The following is a 15954-nucleotide window of genomic DNA, read 5'->3' on the forward strand; positions in this document are numbered from 1 at the left end:
GTTGTCTACGAAGTGCTCCGTTCCGTGGGTGCCTGCAAGTCGTAGGATGCTCATGTCTGGATAGACATGCCGACACTATGCCAAAGGACAATAAAGATGGAATTCCCGCGCTACTTGAGGGGTACCGTTCTCGCACTGGCCGTGGCTGCCGGGAGCATGGCTGTCACTGTGCAGGCCGAGCAAAGCACGACGAAAACGACGACGACTAGGGTTGTCGAAGCGACCTATCTGCCCGGGTCGAAGGAAGTTAAGCAAATCCAGCAGTGGTTGCTGCTGCACTCCGATCCCACCAGCAGAATGGCGGGCGATCCCCAGAACCTCGGAACGGTTACGGTCAAGTACACCGAAGTGGTCTCTACCAATGCGACAGCGGCAGACATGAATGCTCCGCCGCCGCCTGTGCCGCTTCCTAGCTCTGGCCAACCAGGAGGTACCTTCTCCGTGGGATCCTGCGGTGGCGGCGTGAGCCAGTCGTGGACCTACATGTGGGTGCCGAACAGTACCGGTGGGACCTGGGTGGTCACTGATTACCACTCGTTCCGCACGAAGTCGTGTGGTAGTTCTGGCGCATAAGTCTCGAAGACGCTCCAGACGAGACCCTAGCATCTTGCTGCGGCGCTTGGCCCCCCTTGGCGCAGCGCCCAAGGAACGCCCCGCCCAGGCCGCGCCGAAGTAGCGCTTTCAGCGAGCGCGCGAAGTGGAACCTATCAAGTAGCCGGCCAACCCATGACCAGGCCGCGCCGAAGCCGCCCTACGGGGCGGCTTTTTCGTGGGCGCGGGGCGGGCCGCTGGCCCCTGCGCGCCTCGCAGGCGCGTTCAGGCGGCGCTGGAACAGGCGCCGCCGCCCAGGCCGCGACCCGCATCTCGATCGACAGGCGTCAGCTCCTGGCGCGCGCAGTCGTCGCCCCGCCACGCCTGCGGTTTGTTTTTCTGCGCCCCTGCGGCCCCCGGGCGGGCGCGCCGCTGCTGGCGCTCAGTGCGGTTCCGGTAGGGTGCTGGCCCCTACGGATCCCTGCGCGGATGGCCCCTCTGTAGCGCTTTCCTATGGCCATAGCGGCTACCCGCGTGGTGGCCGAAATTTCCAGATGACCATCGGGAAGAGGTAACTAGGTAATTCGATGGACGAAGTTCCATTTAAGAAATTGATTTTAAAGGGGAATTGCAGGTTGCCTTGCGAGGTAATCTGAGGTAATCCGCCGAATCGGAAAAAGTAATGTAGTTGATTTAAAGGGGCTTTTTAGAGGATTAGATTACATCTACAAAAGGTAATGCCGTTACCTTAGTGCCAACCCGGGATTACTTTTGAAAAATAAATTTATGTCTTTGAATATATTGAGTAATTTCAAGTATTTTTATGCGGGTTGCCTAAATTACCTCTTTCCCATGGTCGCCTGAAAAATTGACATATGGCCGGCCTGACGGGGCTTGCCACAGCCGCTGCTATCGCCGGCACTCTCGTCGCGGCGCCGGTCGATGGCGCCCGTGCTGGCGCACCTCGATCGCTCCGATGCCGCTGGCGGCGGTCGCTGGCCAGGAGGGACATTCGGTCGGCAGCAATGCAGCCGCGATCGCCATGGCCACGCCGGCCGGCGCCGGCGCGAGCTGCTGGTCGACCACCAGGTGGTGACCACGCGCGATCGCCGCGGCATGGTCGCGCGGGTGCGGCAGCAGTGTTGAGTGGGCGGGCGCGGCGCGGTACGGAAAGGCATCTGCTCCGGCAGGTGCCTTTTTCTTTGTCGGCAGGCCTGCAACAATGCGCGGGCAGGCGCGCAGGCGCGCAGGCGCCAAAGCGCGAAAGTGGCGGAATTGGTAGACGCCCTGGTTTTAGGTACCAGTGCCGCAAGGCGTAGGGGTTCGAGTCCCCTCTTTCGCACCATCCCGGCACCGCGTGTGCGGCCTGCGGTCGCGTCCGCATCGGCGTCGTGTCAGGTGCCGCGGCCATCCCTGCGGTCTGGGTCCGCTGGCAGGCGCCGCGGGAATGAGCGAAACTATCTGGCTGCGGCGGCCGTCCCGTGCCCGCGTCAATCCGTTCTTTACTACATCGTGCCGAGAGCCGTGGGCTCCCGGTGGCAGGAGTCCACATGCAAGCTTCGATCGAAACCACCGGTACCTTGGAACGGCGTCTGACCTTCACCCTGCCGGAGGAGCGCCTGGAGACCCATATCGGCGGCCGCCTGCGCGAAGTCGCGCGCACCGCGCGGATCAAGGGCTTCCGTCCCGGCAAGATTCCGCCGAAGGTGATCGAGCAGCGCTTCGGGCCGCAGATCCGCGCCGAGGCGCTGGACGGCCTGCTGCGCGAGACCTTCGATTCGGCGGTGCGCGAGCACGAGCTGCGCCTGGCCGGCAACCCGCGCATCGACCGCGCCGGCGACAACGCGCTGCAGTTCGTGGCCACCTTCGAAGTGGTGCCGGAGTTCGGCGACATCGACGTGGCCAAGCTGGAAGTGATCCGCCACACCGCCGAGGTCACCGACGCCGACATCGAGCAGATGATCGAGAACCTGCGCCTGCAGCGCCGCACCTGGCAGCCCGCCGGGCGTCCGGCGCAGGACGGCGATCTGGTGACCCTGGAAACCTGGTCGCAGGCCGGCGACGAGCGCCTGCCCGCCGAGGGCGTGGAGAAGGGCAGCAGCGTGATCGGCTCCGGCGTCATGTTCCCGGCGATCGAGCAGGGCCTGGTCGGCCTGTCCAAGGACGAGGAAAAGACCCTGACCGTCGATTTCCCGGCCGACTGGCGCGTGCCGCAGTTCGCCGGCAAGCAGGTCCAGGTGCACGTGAAGGCGGTCGACGTCGCTGCGCCGGTGCTGCCGGAGGTGGACAAGGAGTTCATCAAGAGCTTCGGCGTGAAGAGCGGCGATGCCGAGCAGTTCCGCAAGGACATCCGCATCAACCTGGAGCGCGAGCTCAAGGGCGCGCTGATGAACCGTCTGCGCCGCGAGGTCGGCGAGCAGCTGATCGCTGCCTATGCGTCGGTGGAAATGCCGCCGCGCCTGGTCGAGAACGAGGCGCGTTCGATGCTGGCGCAGCAGGTGGAGCAGCTGCGCCGCTCCGGCCGCGATCCGGGCCAGGTGCCGGACGACGCGCACCAGGGCTTCGTGGACGCGGCGCGCAAGCGCGTGCTGGTCGGCCTGCTGGTCGGCGAGGTCGCCCGCCGCAACGAGCTGCGCCTGGACCCCAAGCGGGTCTCGGAAACCCTGCGCCTGATCGCCTCGACCTACGAAGAGCCGGAACAGGTCATTGAGATGTACCGCAACGATCCCCAGTTGATGGGGGGACTGCAGAGCCGTGTGATGGAAGAACAGGTGATCGACTGGATCGCCGAGCGCGCCAAGCACACCGAGCAGGCGATGAGCTTCCAGGAAGCGATCCGCCAATAAGGCGACGCTTCGCGGCGGCCCGCATATTGCATGCGGGTTGAGGTGCAATCCCAGGGTTCCGCACTTGCGGGGCCGCGACAAGATGCGACAGCCCTGCACATCCCCGTGCAGGGACGACACAGAGCAGGAGTTCCCGCGTGGACAATGTGACCAAGGCCTTGAATCTGGTTCCGATGGTGGTCGAGCAGACCAGTCGCGGCGAGCGTGCCTACGACATCTATTCGCGCCTGCTGAAGGAGCGGCTGATCTTCCTGGTCGGTCCGATCGACGACCACATGGCCAACGTGATCGTGGCGCAGATGCTGTTCCTGGAAGCGGACAACCCGGAAAAGGACATCAACATCTACATCAATTCGCCGGGCGGCGTGGTCACCGCCGGCATGGCGATCTACGACACCATGCAGTACATCAAGCCGGACGTGAGCACCATCTGCATCGGCCAGGCCGCCTCGATGGGCGCGCTGCTGCTGGCCTCGGGCGCGGCCGGCAAGCGCTATGCGCTGCCGAATTCGCGGGTAATGATCCACCAGCCGCTGGGCGGCTTCCAGGGCCAGGCCACCGATATCGACATCCACGCGCGCGAGATCCTGACCCTGCGCTCGCGGCTGAACGAAATCCTGGCCAAGCACACCGGCCAGTCGCTGGAAACCATCGCCCGCGATACCGAGCGCGATAACTTCAAGAGCGCCGTCGACGCGCAGGCCTACGGGCTGGTCGACCAGGTGCTGGAGCGCCGTCCGGAAGAGTCGATCCAGCCGGCATAAGGCTTGCATGTACGGTAAAACGCAGCGTATTCCGCAGGGTCGGGGCCGGGCTAGCGTCCTCCCGGCCCTGTGTTATTCTCGAAATCGAACCCCCGTTCATCGGGTGGGGTAACTGGGTAAGCGAAGCAATGAGCGAAGACCGGCAAGGCCGTTCCGGCGACAGCAACAAAATTCTGTACTGCTCGTTCTGCGGCAAGAGTCAACACGAGGTCCGTAAGCTGATCGCCGGGCCGAGCGTGTTCATCTGCGACGAGTGCGTCGAGCTGTGCAACGACATCATCCGCGAGGAACTCGAGGAGAAGGCGCAGTCCGCACGCAGCAGCCTGCCCAAGCCCAAGGAAATCCTCGAGGTGCTGGACCAGTACGTGATCGGGCAGCTGCGCGCCAAGCGCACGCTCGCCGTGGCCGTGTACAACCACTACAAGCGCATCGAGAGCCGGCAGAAGAACGACGAAGTCGAGCTGGCCAAATCCAACATCCTGCTGGTCGGTCCGACCGGTTCGGGCAAGACGCTGCTGGCCGAAACGCTGGCGCGCCTGCTCAACGTGCCGTTCACGATCGCCGATGCGACCACGCTCACCGAAGCCGGCTATGTCGGCGAGGATGTGGAAAACATCATCCAGAAGCTGCTGCAGAAGTGCGACTACGACGTCGACAAGGCGCAGCAGGGCATTGTCTACATCGACGAGATCGACAAGATCTCGCGCAAGAGCGAAAACCCGTCGATCACCCGCGACGTGTCCGGCGAAGGCGTGCAGCAGGCGTTGCTGAAGCTGATCGAAGGCACCGTGGCGTCGGTGCCGCCGCAGGGCGGGCGCAAGCATCCGCAGCAGGAATTCCTGCAGGTGGACACCAAGAACATCCTGTTCATCTGCGGCGGCGCGTTCGCCGGCCTGGACAAGGTGATCCAGCAGCGTTCCAACGACGTCGGCGGCATCGGCTTCGGCGCCAAGGTGAAGAGTTCCGAGCGCAAGCGCGAAGTCGGCAAGATCCTGGCCGAAGTGGAGCCGGAAGACCTGATCAAGTTCGGTCTGATTCCCGAGTTCGTCGGTCGCCTGCCGGTGGTCGCTACGCTCGAGGAACTCGATGAGCCAGCGCTGATCCGGATCCTGACCGAGCCGAAGAACGCGATCACCAAGCAGTTCAAGAAGCTGTTCGAGATGGAAGGCGTGGAGCTGGAATTCCGGCCCGACGCGTTGCTGGCCATCGCCAAGAAGGCGCTCAAGCGCAAGACCGGCGCACGCGGCCTGCGCACCATCGTCGAATCGGTGCTGCTGGACACGATGTACGAGCTGCCGTCGCAGGAAAACGTCAGCAAGGTGGTGGTGGACGAGTCGGTGATCGAACACAAGTCCGAGCCGTACCTGATCTACCAGACCCCGCCGCCGGCGCCGAAGGTGGCCTCGGCCGAGTGAGTGCCGGGTGAAGCCGCGGTGCTGTTTCGCCGCCGCCTTTGTGACCGACTAAACGCTTGAAAGAAAAGGGGCTTTTCCGCTGCTCTTGCATCGTCCAGCCGATGGCCCCATAACGGGGCCATCGGCATTTTTATGCCCGCCTTTTCCGCATTCCCGCACCCCACATCGGAACCCTCATGGCCCAGTCCACATCCGAAGTCCTCGACCTGCCGGTCCTGCCGTTGCGCGACGTCGTGGTCTTCCCGCACATGGTCATCCCGCTGTTCGTCGGCCGCGACAAGTCGATGCGCGCGCTCGAGCACGCGATGGAAGCCGACAAGCGCATCTTGCTGGTCGCGCAGAAATCCGCCGAGACCGACGATCCGGTGGCGGCCGACCTGTACAACGTCGGCACCCTGGCGCAGGTGCTGCAATTGCTGAAGCTGCCCGACGGCACCATCAAGGTGCTGGTCGAGGGCCTGTCGCGGGTCAGCGTCGAGAAAGTGGCCGAGCGCGACGGCGCGCTGCAGGGCGAGGGCAGCGAGATCGATGCGGCCGAATCGCGCGAGGAGCGCGAGGTCGAGGCGATCGCGCGTTCGCTGATGTCGCTGTTCGAGCAGTACGTCAAGACCAACCGCAAGCTGCCGCCTGAGCTGCTGCAGACGCTGACGGGCATCGACGAGCCGGGCCGCCTGGCCGACACCATCGCCGCGCACATCGGCGTGCGCCTGGCCGACAAGCAGCGCCTGCTGGAAACCCTGGAAGTGGGCGAGCGGCTGGAGATGCTGGTCGGCCTGGTCGATGGCGAGATCGACGTGCAGCAGCTGGAGAAGCGCATCCGCGGCCGGGTCAAGTCGCAGATGGAGAAGAGCCAGCGCGAGTACTACCTCAACGAGCAGATGAAGGCGATCCAGAAGGAGCTGGGTGACCTGGACGACGCGCCCGGCGAACTGGAAGAACTGGCGCGCAAGATCGCCGAGGCGGGCATGCCCAAGCCGGTGGAGACCAAGGCCAAGGCCGAGCTCAACAAGCTCAAGCAGATGTCGCCGATGTCGGCCGAGGCCGCGGTCGTGCGCAACTATCTCGACTGGCTGCTGGGCGTGCCGTGGAAAAAGCGCAGCAAGGTGCGCAAGGACCTGAAGGTCGCGCAGGAAACGCTGGACGCCGACCACTACGGCCTGGAGAAGGTCAAGGACCGCATCCTCGAATATCTGGCGGTGCAGTCGCGGGTGAAGCAGATGAAGGGGCCGATCCTGTGCCTGGTCGGCCCGCCCGGCGTCGGCAAGACCTCGCTCGGCCAGTCCATCGCCAAGGCGACCAACCGCAAGTTCGTGCGCATGTCGCTCGGCGGCGTGCGCGACGAGGCGGAGATCCGCGGGCATCGGCGTACCTACGTCGGCTCGATGCCGGGCCGCATCGTGCAGAACCTCAACAAGGTCAGCAGCAAGAATCCGCTGTTCGTGCTCGACGAGATCGACAAGATGTCGATGGACTTCCGCGGCGATCCGTCCTCGGCGCTGCTGGAAGTGCTCGACCCCGAGCAGAACAACGCGTTCAACGACCACTACCTGGAAGTGGACCTGGACCTGTCCGAAGTGATGTTCGTGGCGACCTCCAATTCGCTGAACATCCCCGGCCCGCTGCTCGACCGCATGGAGGTGATCCGCATCCCCGGCTACACCGAGGACGAGAAGCTGGCCATCGCCATGCGTTATCTGGTGCCCAAGCAGCTGAAGGCCAACGGCCTGAAGGGCGACGAGCTGGAGATCGCCGCCGACGCGATTCGCGACATCGTGCGCTACTACACGCGCGAATCCGGCGTGCGCAACCTCGAGCGCGAAGTCGCCAAGATCTGCCGCAAGGTGGTCAAGGAAATCGCGCTGTCCGGTCCGCAGCCGGCGGCGGTCAAGAAGGCGCCGGCGAAGAAGGGCGCGGCGCCGCGCAAGGACAAGGCGCGGGTCAGCGTCGGTTCCAAGAATCTGGACAAGTACCTGGGCGTGCGCCGCTTCGATTTCGGCCGCGCCGAGGAGCAGAACGAAGTCGGCTTGGTCACCGGCCTGGCCTGGACCGAGGTCGGCGGCGACCTGCTGCAGATCGAATCGACCCTGGTCCCGGGCAAGGGCGCGGTGATCCTGACCGGCCAGCTCGGCGACGTGATGAAGGAATCGGCCTCGGCGGCGCTGTCGGTGGTGCGTTCGCGCGCCGAGCGGCTCGGTATCGAGGTCGACTTCCTGCAGAAGCATGACGTGCATCTGCACGTGCCCGATGGCGCCACGCCGAAGGACGGCCCCAGCGCCGGCATCGCGATGGTGACCTCGCTGGTGTCGATGCTGACCAAGGTGCCGGTCAAGGCCGATGTGGCGATGACCGGCGAGATCACCTTGCGCGGTCGCGTCTCGGCGATCGGCGGGCTCAAGGAGAAGCTGCTGGCGGCGCTGCGCGGCGGCATCCACACGGTGATCATCCCGGAGGAGAACCGCAAGGATCTGGCCGACATTCCGGACAACGTCACCCGCGATCTGAAGATCGTGCCGGTCAAGTGGATCGACGAAGTGCTGGATCTGGCGCTGGAGACGCCATTGAAGGCGAACGCGGCGACCGCTGGCGACGCGGCGCCGGTACGCCGCAAGCCCAAGCCGAAAGCATCCTCGAACGCGCGCGTCAAGCACTGAAAGGCGCTGAACTGCGCCCGCCCAAGTGGCTGAAACCCGCGCCGTTGCTGGCTTTTCGGCTTGCGCGGGTGGGAGGCCGCTGGTATAAATGCACGACTTGCGGGCACCGCGAACGCGCGTGCTTGGTAGTGCAAAAATCAATCGGGGCCTCGTCACCGACGAGGCAGGCCAAGCCGACACCCGATCCTCAATTCCGCGGTTTTCTGCCGCACATGGAGTCATCAAGAAATGAATAAAGCCGAACTGAACGACGTTATCGCCGCCGCTGCGGATATTTCCAAGGCCGAAGCCGGTCGCGCCGTCGACGCCTTCGTGTCCGAAGTCACCAAGGCGCTCAAGAAGGGCGACAGCGTGACCCTCGTGGGCTTCGGCACCTTCCAGGTGCGCGACCGTGCCGAGCGCACCGGCCGCAACCCGAAGACCGGCGACGCGATCAAGATCGCCGCGTCGAAGAATCCGACCTTCAAGGCTGGCAAAGCGCTGAAGGATGCCGTAAACTAATCGACTCGCTAGGGTGCTTAGCTCAGCGGTAGAGCGTCTCCTTTACACGGAGAGGGTCGGGGGTTCGAAACCCTCAGCACCCACCAGACAAGCACCGAGCGGCAAGTTTCAAATGCGGAGTGGTAGTTCAGTCGGTTAGAATGCTGGCCTGTCACGCCGGAGGTCGCGGGTTCGAGTCCCGTCCACTCCGCCAGTCGCACCGAAGCCCCTGAGAAATCGGGGGCTTCGTTTCTCGAAGCATCCGCCGCGCATTGCGCTGCGCAGATACCCAGAGATTGCGGGCCTTGTGCCTGCCTCCGTTCAAAAAGCGGAGTGGTAGTTCAGTTGGTTAGAATGCTGGCCTGTCACGCCGGAGGTCGCGGGTTCGAGTCCCGTCCACTCCGCCAGTTTTGTACGCGAAACCCCCGAGCGATCGGGGGTTTCTTTTTTTCCGGGAGGCCTGGCCGGCGACCGCCGTGCGGGCCGCGGATTTCATGCGCGCGCAGGCCCCGTGGCACGCCATTCCGCCGCAGGCCGTGAAGCGGGTTAAACTGCGCGGCTCGCCAACAGGCCTCGGTTCCCAACCAATGCTGCAGAAACTCCGCGAAAAGACCTCGGGCTGGATCGCCACCGCGATCATCGGCCTGTTGATGATTCCGTTCCTGTTCGTCATCGACAGCAGTTACCTCGGTGGCGTCGGTGCCAACAACGTCGCCAAGGTGCAGGCGCCGCCGTCGTGGTGGTCGTCGGCGCCGTCGTGGTGGCCGGTGTCGTTCCTGTGGCGGCACCACGAGGTGAGCACCGAGCAGTTCCGCATGCGCTTCGAGGAAGCGCGGCAACAGGCGCGCGAACAGCAGGGCGAGAACTTCGATCCGCGCGAGTTCGAGAGCGCCGACAACAAGCGCAAGGTGCTCGACCAGTTGATCGACGAGCAGGTGGTGAAGCTCGCCGCCGAGCAGGCGCACGTGGTGGTCGGCGATGCCGCGGTCCGCGACTACATCGCCACCATTCCGGCGTTCCAGAAGGACGGCAAGTTCGACCCGGAACGCTACCGCCTGGCGTTGGCCTCGGGGACCCCGCCGCGGACGCCGGCGATGTTCGACCAATTGGTGCGCGATGGTCTGCAGCAGTCGTTGATCCCGTCGGCGCTGATGGAGTCGGCGTTCGCGACCAAGCAGGAGACCGAGCGCCTGCTGAAGATGCTCGGCGAGACCCGCGACGTGGACCTGGCGCTGTTGCCGGAACAGCCGGCCGATACCGCCCCGGTCAGCGACGCGCAGGTGCAGCAGTGGTACGACGCGCACCAGGCCGATTTCAAGCAGCCGGAGCGGGTGTCGATCGAATACGTCGAACTGGACGCGAGCAAGCTGCCACCGGCCAAGCCGGCCGACGAGGCGACGCTGCGCAAGCGCTACGAGGACGAGAAGGCCCGCTTCGTCGAGCCCGACCAGCGCCTGGCCTCGCACATCCTGATCAGCGCCGGCAAGGATCCCGCATCGCAGAAGGCCGCCGAGGCCAAGGCCGCCAAGCTCGCCGCCGAAGCCAGGCAGCCCGGCGCCGATTTCGCCGCGCTGGCGCGCGCCAACTCCGAGGATCCGGGTTCCAAGAACGCCGGTGGCGATCTGGGCTGGGTCGAGAAGGGGGTGATGGTCAAGCCGTTCGAGGACGCCCTGTTCGCGATGAAGGCCGGCGACATCGTCGGCCCGGTGAAGAGCGAGTTCGGCTACCACGTGATCCAGCTGCGCGAGATCAAGGGCGGCCAGGGCAAGCGCTTCGAGCAGGTGCGCGACCAGCTCGCTGGCGAACAGCAGCAGGCCGACAACGAGAAGGTCTACAGCGATCTGAGCGGCAGGCTGGTGGATCTGGTGCTGAAGAGCCCGACCGCGCTGGCGCCGGCGGCCAAGCAAGTCGGCCTGCCGGTACAGACCCTGGGGCCGTTCTCGCGCGCCGATGCCAGCGGCATCGCCGCGCAGCCGGCGGTGCGGCGTGCGGCGTTCTCCGACACGCTGGTGCAGGACGGCACGGTCAGCGACCCGATCACCCTGGGGCCGAACCACACCGTGCTCATTCGGGTCACCCAGCACCTGCCGGAGCAGACTCAGCCGCTGGCCAAGGTGCGCGAACAGGTCGCCGCCGCGGTGCATGCCGATCGCACCGCCAAGGCCGCCGCAGCGAAGGCCGACGCCTTGCTCGAGCGGCTGCGCAAGGGCGAGACCCTGCAGGCGCTGGCCGGCCCGGAGAAGCTGCAGATCAACCCGATGCCGGGGCTGCCGCGCACCGTGCCGATGCCGAGCCCGGAAGCCAATCGCGCGATCTTCAGCGCGCCGCTGCCGGCGGCGGGCAAGCCGTCGGTGGGCAAGGTCGAGCTGTCGGCCAACGGCGTCCCGGGCAGCGCCAAGCGCTACGCGCTGTTCGTGCTCAACAAGGTCAACCCCGGCGACCTGAGCAAGGTGCCGGCCGAGCAGCAGGCGACGCTGAAGCAGCAACTGGGCCAGATCGAAGGCGCCGCCGCGGCGAAGGCCTACATCGACGCGATGCGCAAGCGCTACAAGGTCAGCGTGCAGGAAGCGCAGCTATAAGCGCTGCTTCCTGGCGGTGTGATGCGAACAAGCCCGGTCCTGCCGGGCTTGTTCGTTTCTGGGGGCTGCGCGCTGGGTGCAGCCGTGGCCAGTGTGGGTGCGCGGCGTGCTGCGTGCGGCGTGCTGCGCGAGCGTAGCGCGGTGCGGTCGCGAGAGCTGCTGCGGACACGCGGCCTGCGCTGCCAGTTGCCGCATCGGCGACGCGATGCGACCGAGGCGCGGGCCATGCGCGGTCAGTGCGCGGTCAGTGCGAGGGCGCGGGGGGCCAGACGGTGCCCAGACTGATCGTGACGTTGTAGGAGCGGCTTCAGCCGCGACACGCACTATCAGTAAGGCCTGTCGCGGCTGAAGCCTACTACAGGGGCAGTGCGGCCGCGCGGGGCGATGCCGATCAGAAGATCCCGAGGTGAGGCGCAGATGCGCAGGCACGGGCGCGTCCGTAGCGGAGCGGGGTAGCGGGGGAAGCGGCGAGTCTGCGCTCGCAGCGCGGCAATGGCACTTCGCGCGCTGCGCACCTGCCGCGGCAGTGCAACCGCAGTGGTCGGTCATTCGGCGCCGGCAAACGGCACCGGCTGCGAGGTTTGCCGGTAGCTCGATCTTCCCGCCGCAGCGGGAAACTTATTCCTCGTAGCTCAGCACCATGCCCGGGCGCAGCACGCTGCGCGCGGACAGGCCGTTCTTCGCCAGCAGCGTCTGCACGGTGATGCCGTAGCGCTTGGCGATGGTCCAGGCGGTGTCGCCGTCGCGGACGGTGTGGGTGCGGCGCGCCGCAGGCGTGCGCTGGCGCATGCGCGGCGGTGTGGCCTCGGCGAGGCTGGCGACGGCGCGCGGCGCCGGTGCCTCGGGCTGCTGCGGTTGCGCCGCCGCGGCCATGGCATCGGCGGCGGCCGTGGCGGCGCTGCCGCCGCTGCCGACCGGCGCCAGCACCGGCAGTGCGCGCTTTTTGTTGCCTGCGCTGCCCAGCGCCGGATTCAGCCGTGCGACCTGGTTGCCCTGCAGCGCCTGCTGCCGCGCCCATTCGTCCAGCGCCATGCCGGCGGGCAGGGTGCGCGCCTGCAGGATCGGCACTTCGCGGTCCAGCGAGGCCATCCATTCGTCGTGGGTCTGCGCCTGCTCCAGGACGCAGGCCAGCGCGTGCAGCTTTTCGACATAGGCATAGGTGATCGGCGACAGCCCCGGCAACTTCTCAGGCTGCGCGTTCTGCGCGTTCATGCCGACCCGGCGCATCGACTGCAGCACCCGGTATTCGCCAGCGTTGTAGGCCATGATCGCCAGGCGCCAGTCGCCGCCGAACATGCCGTGCAAGGTCTTCAGGTAGCGCACCGCGGCGCGGGTGGAGTCCACCGCGGACAGGCGCCCGTCGTAGCTGCCTTCGACCGGAACGTCATGGTTGCGGGCGGTATCGGCGATGAACTGCCACAGCCCGGCCGGACCACCGGTGTTGCGCGCGGCGGGGCGGTAGCCGCTCTCCACGAACGGGATCAGCGCGAATTCGGTCGGCAGGTCGGCGGCACGCAGTTCGTCCACCACGTAGCCGAACAGCGGCAACACGTCCTCGTCCTCGTTGGCCAGCCGCGCCGGCGCGCGCGCGAACTGCTGTTTCCAGCGCGCATCGGTGGAGCCGCCGTCGCATTGCGCATCGGCCAGGCCGTCGCGGAAGCTGGCGAGGATAGCGTGGCCGTTACGGGTGGTGGCAGGCGGCAGCGCCGCGGCATCCATCGGCAGTACGTTCAGGCCGGCCACGGTCTGCTCCAGCGCCGCGCCGATCGGCGCCGCCGCGCCTGCGGAAGGGGACACCGACCCGATCGCCAGCGTCAGCGCCGCCGTCATGAACAGCGACCTCATGCGCGGAAATCGTCTTTCCAGCGCCTCAATTCGGCGAATACGTCCACTTCGTCGCGGGCGCTGCGGCCGAGCCGGGCGCCGACCGCCTGCTGGATCGCCGCCGAGGCGGTGCGCAGGAACGGATTGGTCGCCACTTCGCTGGCGAGGCTGACGGGAACAGTGGGACGGGCAGCATGACGCATGGCCTGGACTTCCTCATGGCGCTGCCGCAAGGCAGCGTTGGTGGGATCGACCGTGACGGCGAATGCCGCATTGGCCAGGGTGTATTCGTGTCCGCAACACAGTAGCGTGGCGCCCGGGAGGGCGGCCAGCCGTTGCAGCGAACCCAACATCTGGGAGGGCGTACCTTCGAACATGCGTCCACAGCCCAGGCTGAACAGGGTATCGCCGCTGAACAGATGGCCATGGCCGACATAGGCCACATGCGAGCGGGTATGCCCCGGCACGGCAAGGGTCCGGAACTCCCATTGCACCACCTGGACGCCATCGCCATCGCCGACGCGCTGGCTGGGGAACGGGATCCGCGGCTCGTCCGCCGGGGCATACACCGGCAGATCCGGCCAGCGCTCGCGCAGCGCGGCCACGCCACCGATGTGGTCGTCGTGATGGTGGGTCAGCAGCACCGCGGCCGGGTGCAATCCTTGCGCCGCGGCCTCGAACACGGGCTCGGCCTGGCCGGGATCGACAAGCACGGCGCGGCCATCCGTGGCGGCGATCGCCCAGATGTAATTATCCTGGAATGCGGGCAGGGCGATCAGTCGCATAGAATTGGCACCATGCCTGCCGCCTCGCTCCCCCGTCAAGCCGCCGTCTCATCCTGGTTTGATACGGCGGTGGCGCAACAACTGCTTCAGGCCGAGCAGCCATTGATCCTGGATGCCTTGCTCGGACGCCCGGCGCAGCCCTGGTTGTGGCTGGCGCCGGTGCCGTTCGCGCCGCTGGCGCGCGAGTTGCCGGGGCGCGGCGTGCGCCTGCACCGCACCGCGCGCGGCTATGCCGGCGACCTGGTATGCACGCTGCCGCTGCCGCTGCCCTCGGAAAGCGTCAATGCGATCGTGCTGCAGCACGTGCTCGGTGCCGACGCCGCGGCGCTGCTGGAGGAATGCGAGCGGGTGCTGCTGCCGGGCGGCCGGCTCTGGCTGTTCGCGCTCAATGCGGTGAGCCCGTACCGGCTGCGCTGGCGTCGGCAGGGACTGCTGGCGCGGCCGCCCGGCAGCTGGCGCGGGTTGCTGCAGCAGGTCGGGCTGCCGTGCACCGAGCCGTTGCGCTACCTGGGGCCGGTCTGGCCGACCCGCGGCGGCGTCGGCCCGGCAACCTCCGGCGCGCCGTTGCGGGCGGTGTGCCTGCTGCAGGCGGAGAAACGCACCGTCGCCGGCATCGGCCCCATTCCGCTGCGCGCGCCGGTACGCTGGCGCGGTTCGACCGCTTCCATCTGATTTCTGGACGTATATGAAGACTGTTGATATCCATACCGACGGCGCCTGTCTGGGCAATCCCGGCCCCGGCGGCTGGGCCGCGCTGCTGCGCTACAAGGGCCTGGAGCGCGAAGTGGCCGGCGCCGAGGCGCACACCACCAACAACCGCATGGAGCTGATGGCCGCGATCATGGCGCTGGAGACGCTCAGCGAGCCGTGCCAGATCGTGCTGCACACCGATTCGCAGTACGTGCGCCAGGGCATCACCGAATGGATGCCGGGCTGGGTGCGGCGGCAGTGGAAGACCGCCGGCGGCGACCCGGTCAAGAACCGCGATCTGTGGGAGCGGCTGCATGCCGCCGCGCAGCGGCACACCATCGATTGGCGCTGGGTCAAGGGCCACAGCGGCGATCCGGACAATGAGCGGGTCGACGTGCTGGCGCGCAACCAGGCGCTGCGGGTGCGCGCCGGCGGCGCCGCGGTCGCGTCCTGATTCCTTCCACGCCTCATCCTGCAGCGAGCCACATGCGTCAGATCATCCTCGATACCGAAACCACCGGCCTGGAATGGAAGAAGGGCAACCGCGTCGTCGAAATCGGCGCGGTGGAACTGCTCGAGCGCCGCCCCAGCGGGCGCAACTTCCACCGCTACCTGCGCCCGGACTGCGACTTCGAGCCCGGCGCGCAGGAGGTCACCGGGCTGACCCTGGAATTCCTCGCCGACAAGCCGGAGTTCCACGAGGTGGTGGACGAGTTCCTGGCGTTCATCGACGGCGCCGAACTGATCATCCACAACGCCTCGTTCGATCTGGGCTTCCTCGACTACGAACTGTCGCGGCTGGGCGCGTCCTACGGGCGCATCCTCGACCGCGCCACGGTCATCGACACGCTGCTGATGGCGCGCGAGCGCTTCCCGGGCCAGCGCAACTCGCTGGATGCGCTGTGCAAGCGGCTGGGCGTGGACAACGCGCATCGGCAGTTGCACGGCGCGCTGCTCGATGCGCAGATTCTCAGCGAGGTGTATATCGCGCTGACCTCGGGCCAGGAGGAAATCGGTTTCGCCCTGGCCGACGAGCGCGGCAGCCATGCCCACGGACAGCGTGTCGCGTTCGACATGGCGACGCTGCTGCCGCGGCCGCGGGTGCTGCCCACGGCATCGGAGCTGGACGCGCACCAGGCGCGGCTGGAGAAGCTGCGCAAGAAGGCCGGGCGCGCGCTGTGGGATGCCGACGACCCGGTGCCGGCCGACGCCGTGGCGGGTTGAGTGGCGCCAGGTCCAGCAGACGATCGTTCGCTGGCGCTGCTTCGGGCTTGACCGCGCCCACTCCCTGCTCCGCCAGCGCGGCGACAGCGCGCCGCCGCGTGCGTTGAGCGCGGCCGCGCACTGCGCCTGCCGGCCGGCCGCGGCCCGGCCGGCGTCGGCAAGCAC

The 15954-nt window shown here is 66.8% G+C and carries 13 protein-coding genes and 4 tRNA genes; 15 read left to right on the forward strand and 2 right to left on the reverse strand.

Annotation, left to right across the window (positions count from 1 at the left end; all coding sequences use genetic code 11):
- The first annotated feature begins 96 nt into the window (after positions 1-96).
- The 12 genes from KHF85_RS04800 (at position 97) to KHF85_RS04855 (ending at position 11266) form a co-directional block, all read left to right on the forward strand.
- Positions 97-573, forward strand: a complete 477-nt coding sequence (locus KHF85_RS04800) for a hypothetical protein (RefSeq protein WP_284568706.1) — start codon at positions 97-99, stop codon at positions 571-573.
- Between the two features lie 900 nt (positions 574-1473).
- Entirely contained in the window at positions 1474-1677 is a 204-nt protein-coding gene (locus KHF85_RS04805; RefSeq protein ID WP_284568707.1) for a hypothetical protein, read from the forward strand.
- A 114-nt stretch (positions 1678-1791) separates the two neighbouring features.
- Positions 1792-1876: transfer RNA gene (locus tag KHF85_RS04810), tRNA-Leu, on the forward strand.
- Between the two features lie 205 nt (positions 1877-2081).
- Complete coding sequence (tig, locus tag KHF85_RS04815; protein WP_284568708.1) at positions 2082-3377, forward strand: trigger factor; 1296 nt, start codon at positions 2082-2084, stop codon at positions 3375-3377.
- 137 nt (positions 3378-3514) lie between these two features.
- A complete protein-coding gene (gene clpP, locus KHF85_RS04820) occupies positions 3515-4141 on the forward strand; it encodes an ATP-dependent Clp endopeptidase proteolytic subunit ClpP (protein WP_003468536.1) in 627 nt (208 codons plus the stop codon).
- A gap of 128 nt (positions 4142-4269) precedes the next feature.
- Positions 4270-5556: an ATP-dependent Clp protease ATP-binding subunit ClpX gene (gene clpX / locus KHF85_RS04825; RefSeq protein WP_003468538.1), complete on the forward strand. Its 1287-nt coding sequence runs from the start codon at positions 4270-4272 to the stop codon at positions 5554-5556.
- Positions 5557-5732: 176 nt separating this feature from the next.
- Complete coding sequence (gene lon / locus KHF85_RS04830) at positions 5733-8207, forward strand: endopeptidase La (protein ID WP_284568709.1); 2475 nt, start codon at positions 5733-5735, stop codon at positions 8205-8207.
- A gap of 228 nt (positions 8208-8435) precedes the next feature.
- Positions 8436-8708 carry an HU family DNA-binding protein gene (locus KHF85_RS04835; protein WP_064538015.1) on the forward strand — a complete coding sequence of 91 codons (273 nt, stop codon included), beginning with the start codon at positions 8436-8438 and terminating at the stop codon, positions 8706-8708.
- An 11-nt stretch (positions 8709-8719) separates the two neighbouring features.
- A tRNA-Val gene (locus tag KHF85_RS04840) sits at positions 8720-8794 on the forward strand.
- Between the two features lie 30 nt (positions 8795-8824).
- Positions 8825-8901, forward strand: a tRNA-Asp gene (locus KHF85_RS04845).
- Between the two features lie 116 nt (positions 8902-9017).
- Positions 9018-9094 (forward strand) — tRNA-Asp (locus tag KHF85_RS04850).
- A 180-nt stretch (positions 9095-9274) separates the two neighbouring features.
- Complete coding sequence (locus tag KHF85_RS04855; protein WP_284568710.1) at positions 9275-11266, forward strand: peptidylprolyl isomerase; 1992 nt, start codon at positions 9275-9277, stop codon at positions 11264-11266.
- Between the two features lie 618 nt (positions 11267-11884).
- On the opposite strand, the gene KHF85_RS04860 is transcribed toward KHF85_RS04855, so the two are convergent.
- Both KHF85_RS04860 and gloB read right to left on the reverse strand, forming a co-directional pair.
- Positions 11885-13111, reverse strand: a complete 1227-nt coding sequence (locus tag KHF85_RS04860; RefSeq protein WP_064538013.1) for a lytic transglycosylase domain-containing protein — start codon at positions 13109-13111, stop codon at positions 11885-11887.
- The gene (gloB, locus tag KHF85_RS04865; protein ID WP_284568711.1) at positions 13108-13875 is read right to left on the reverse strand and encodes a hydroxyacylglutathione hydrolase; all 768 of its coding nucleotides are present in this window, start codon (positions 13873-13875) and stop codon (positions 13108-13110) included. Before gloB ends, KHF85_RS04860 begins: the two co-directional genes overlap by 4 nt.
- Positions 13876-13887: 12 nt before the next feature.
- On the opposite strand from gloB, the gene KHF85_RS04870 reads away from it, so the two are divergent.
- The 3 genes from KHF85_RS04870 to dnaQ are packed head-to-tail and all read left to right on the forward strand — an operon-like array spanning position 13888 to position 15789.
- A complete protein-coding gene (locus KHF85_RS04870) occupies positions 13888-14547 on the forward strand; it encodes a methyltransferase domain-containing protein (protein WP_284568712.1) in 660 nt (219 codons plus the stop codon).
- Between the two features lie 13 nt (positions 14548-14560).
- Positions 14561-15019: a ribonuclease HI gene (rnhA, locus tag KHF85_RS04875; protein ID WP_053841401.1), complete on the forward strand. Its 459-nt coding sequence runs from the start codon at positions 14561-14563 to the stop codon at positions 15017-15019.
- Between the two features lie 32 nt (positions 15020-15051).
- Positions 15052-15789, forward strand: coding sequence for a DNA polymerase III subunit epsilon (gene dnaQ, locus KHF85_RS04880; protein WP_284568713.1), 738 nt, complete (start codon positions 15052-15054; stop codon positions 15787-15789).
- Positions 15790-15954 lie beyond the last annotated feature (165 nt).

The organism is Xanthomonas graminis pv. graminis, assembly GCF_030168915.1.
GTDB classification, from domain to species: Bacteria; Pseudomonadota; Gammaproteobacteria; order Xanthomonadales; family Xanthomonadaceae; genus Xanthomonas_A; species Xanthomonas_A translucens.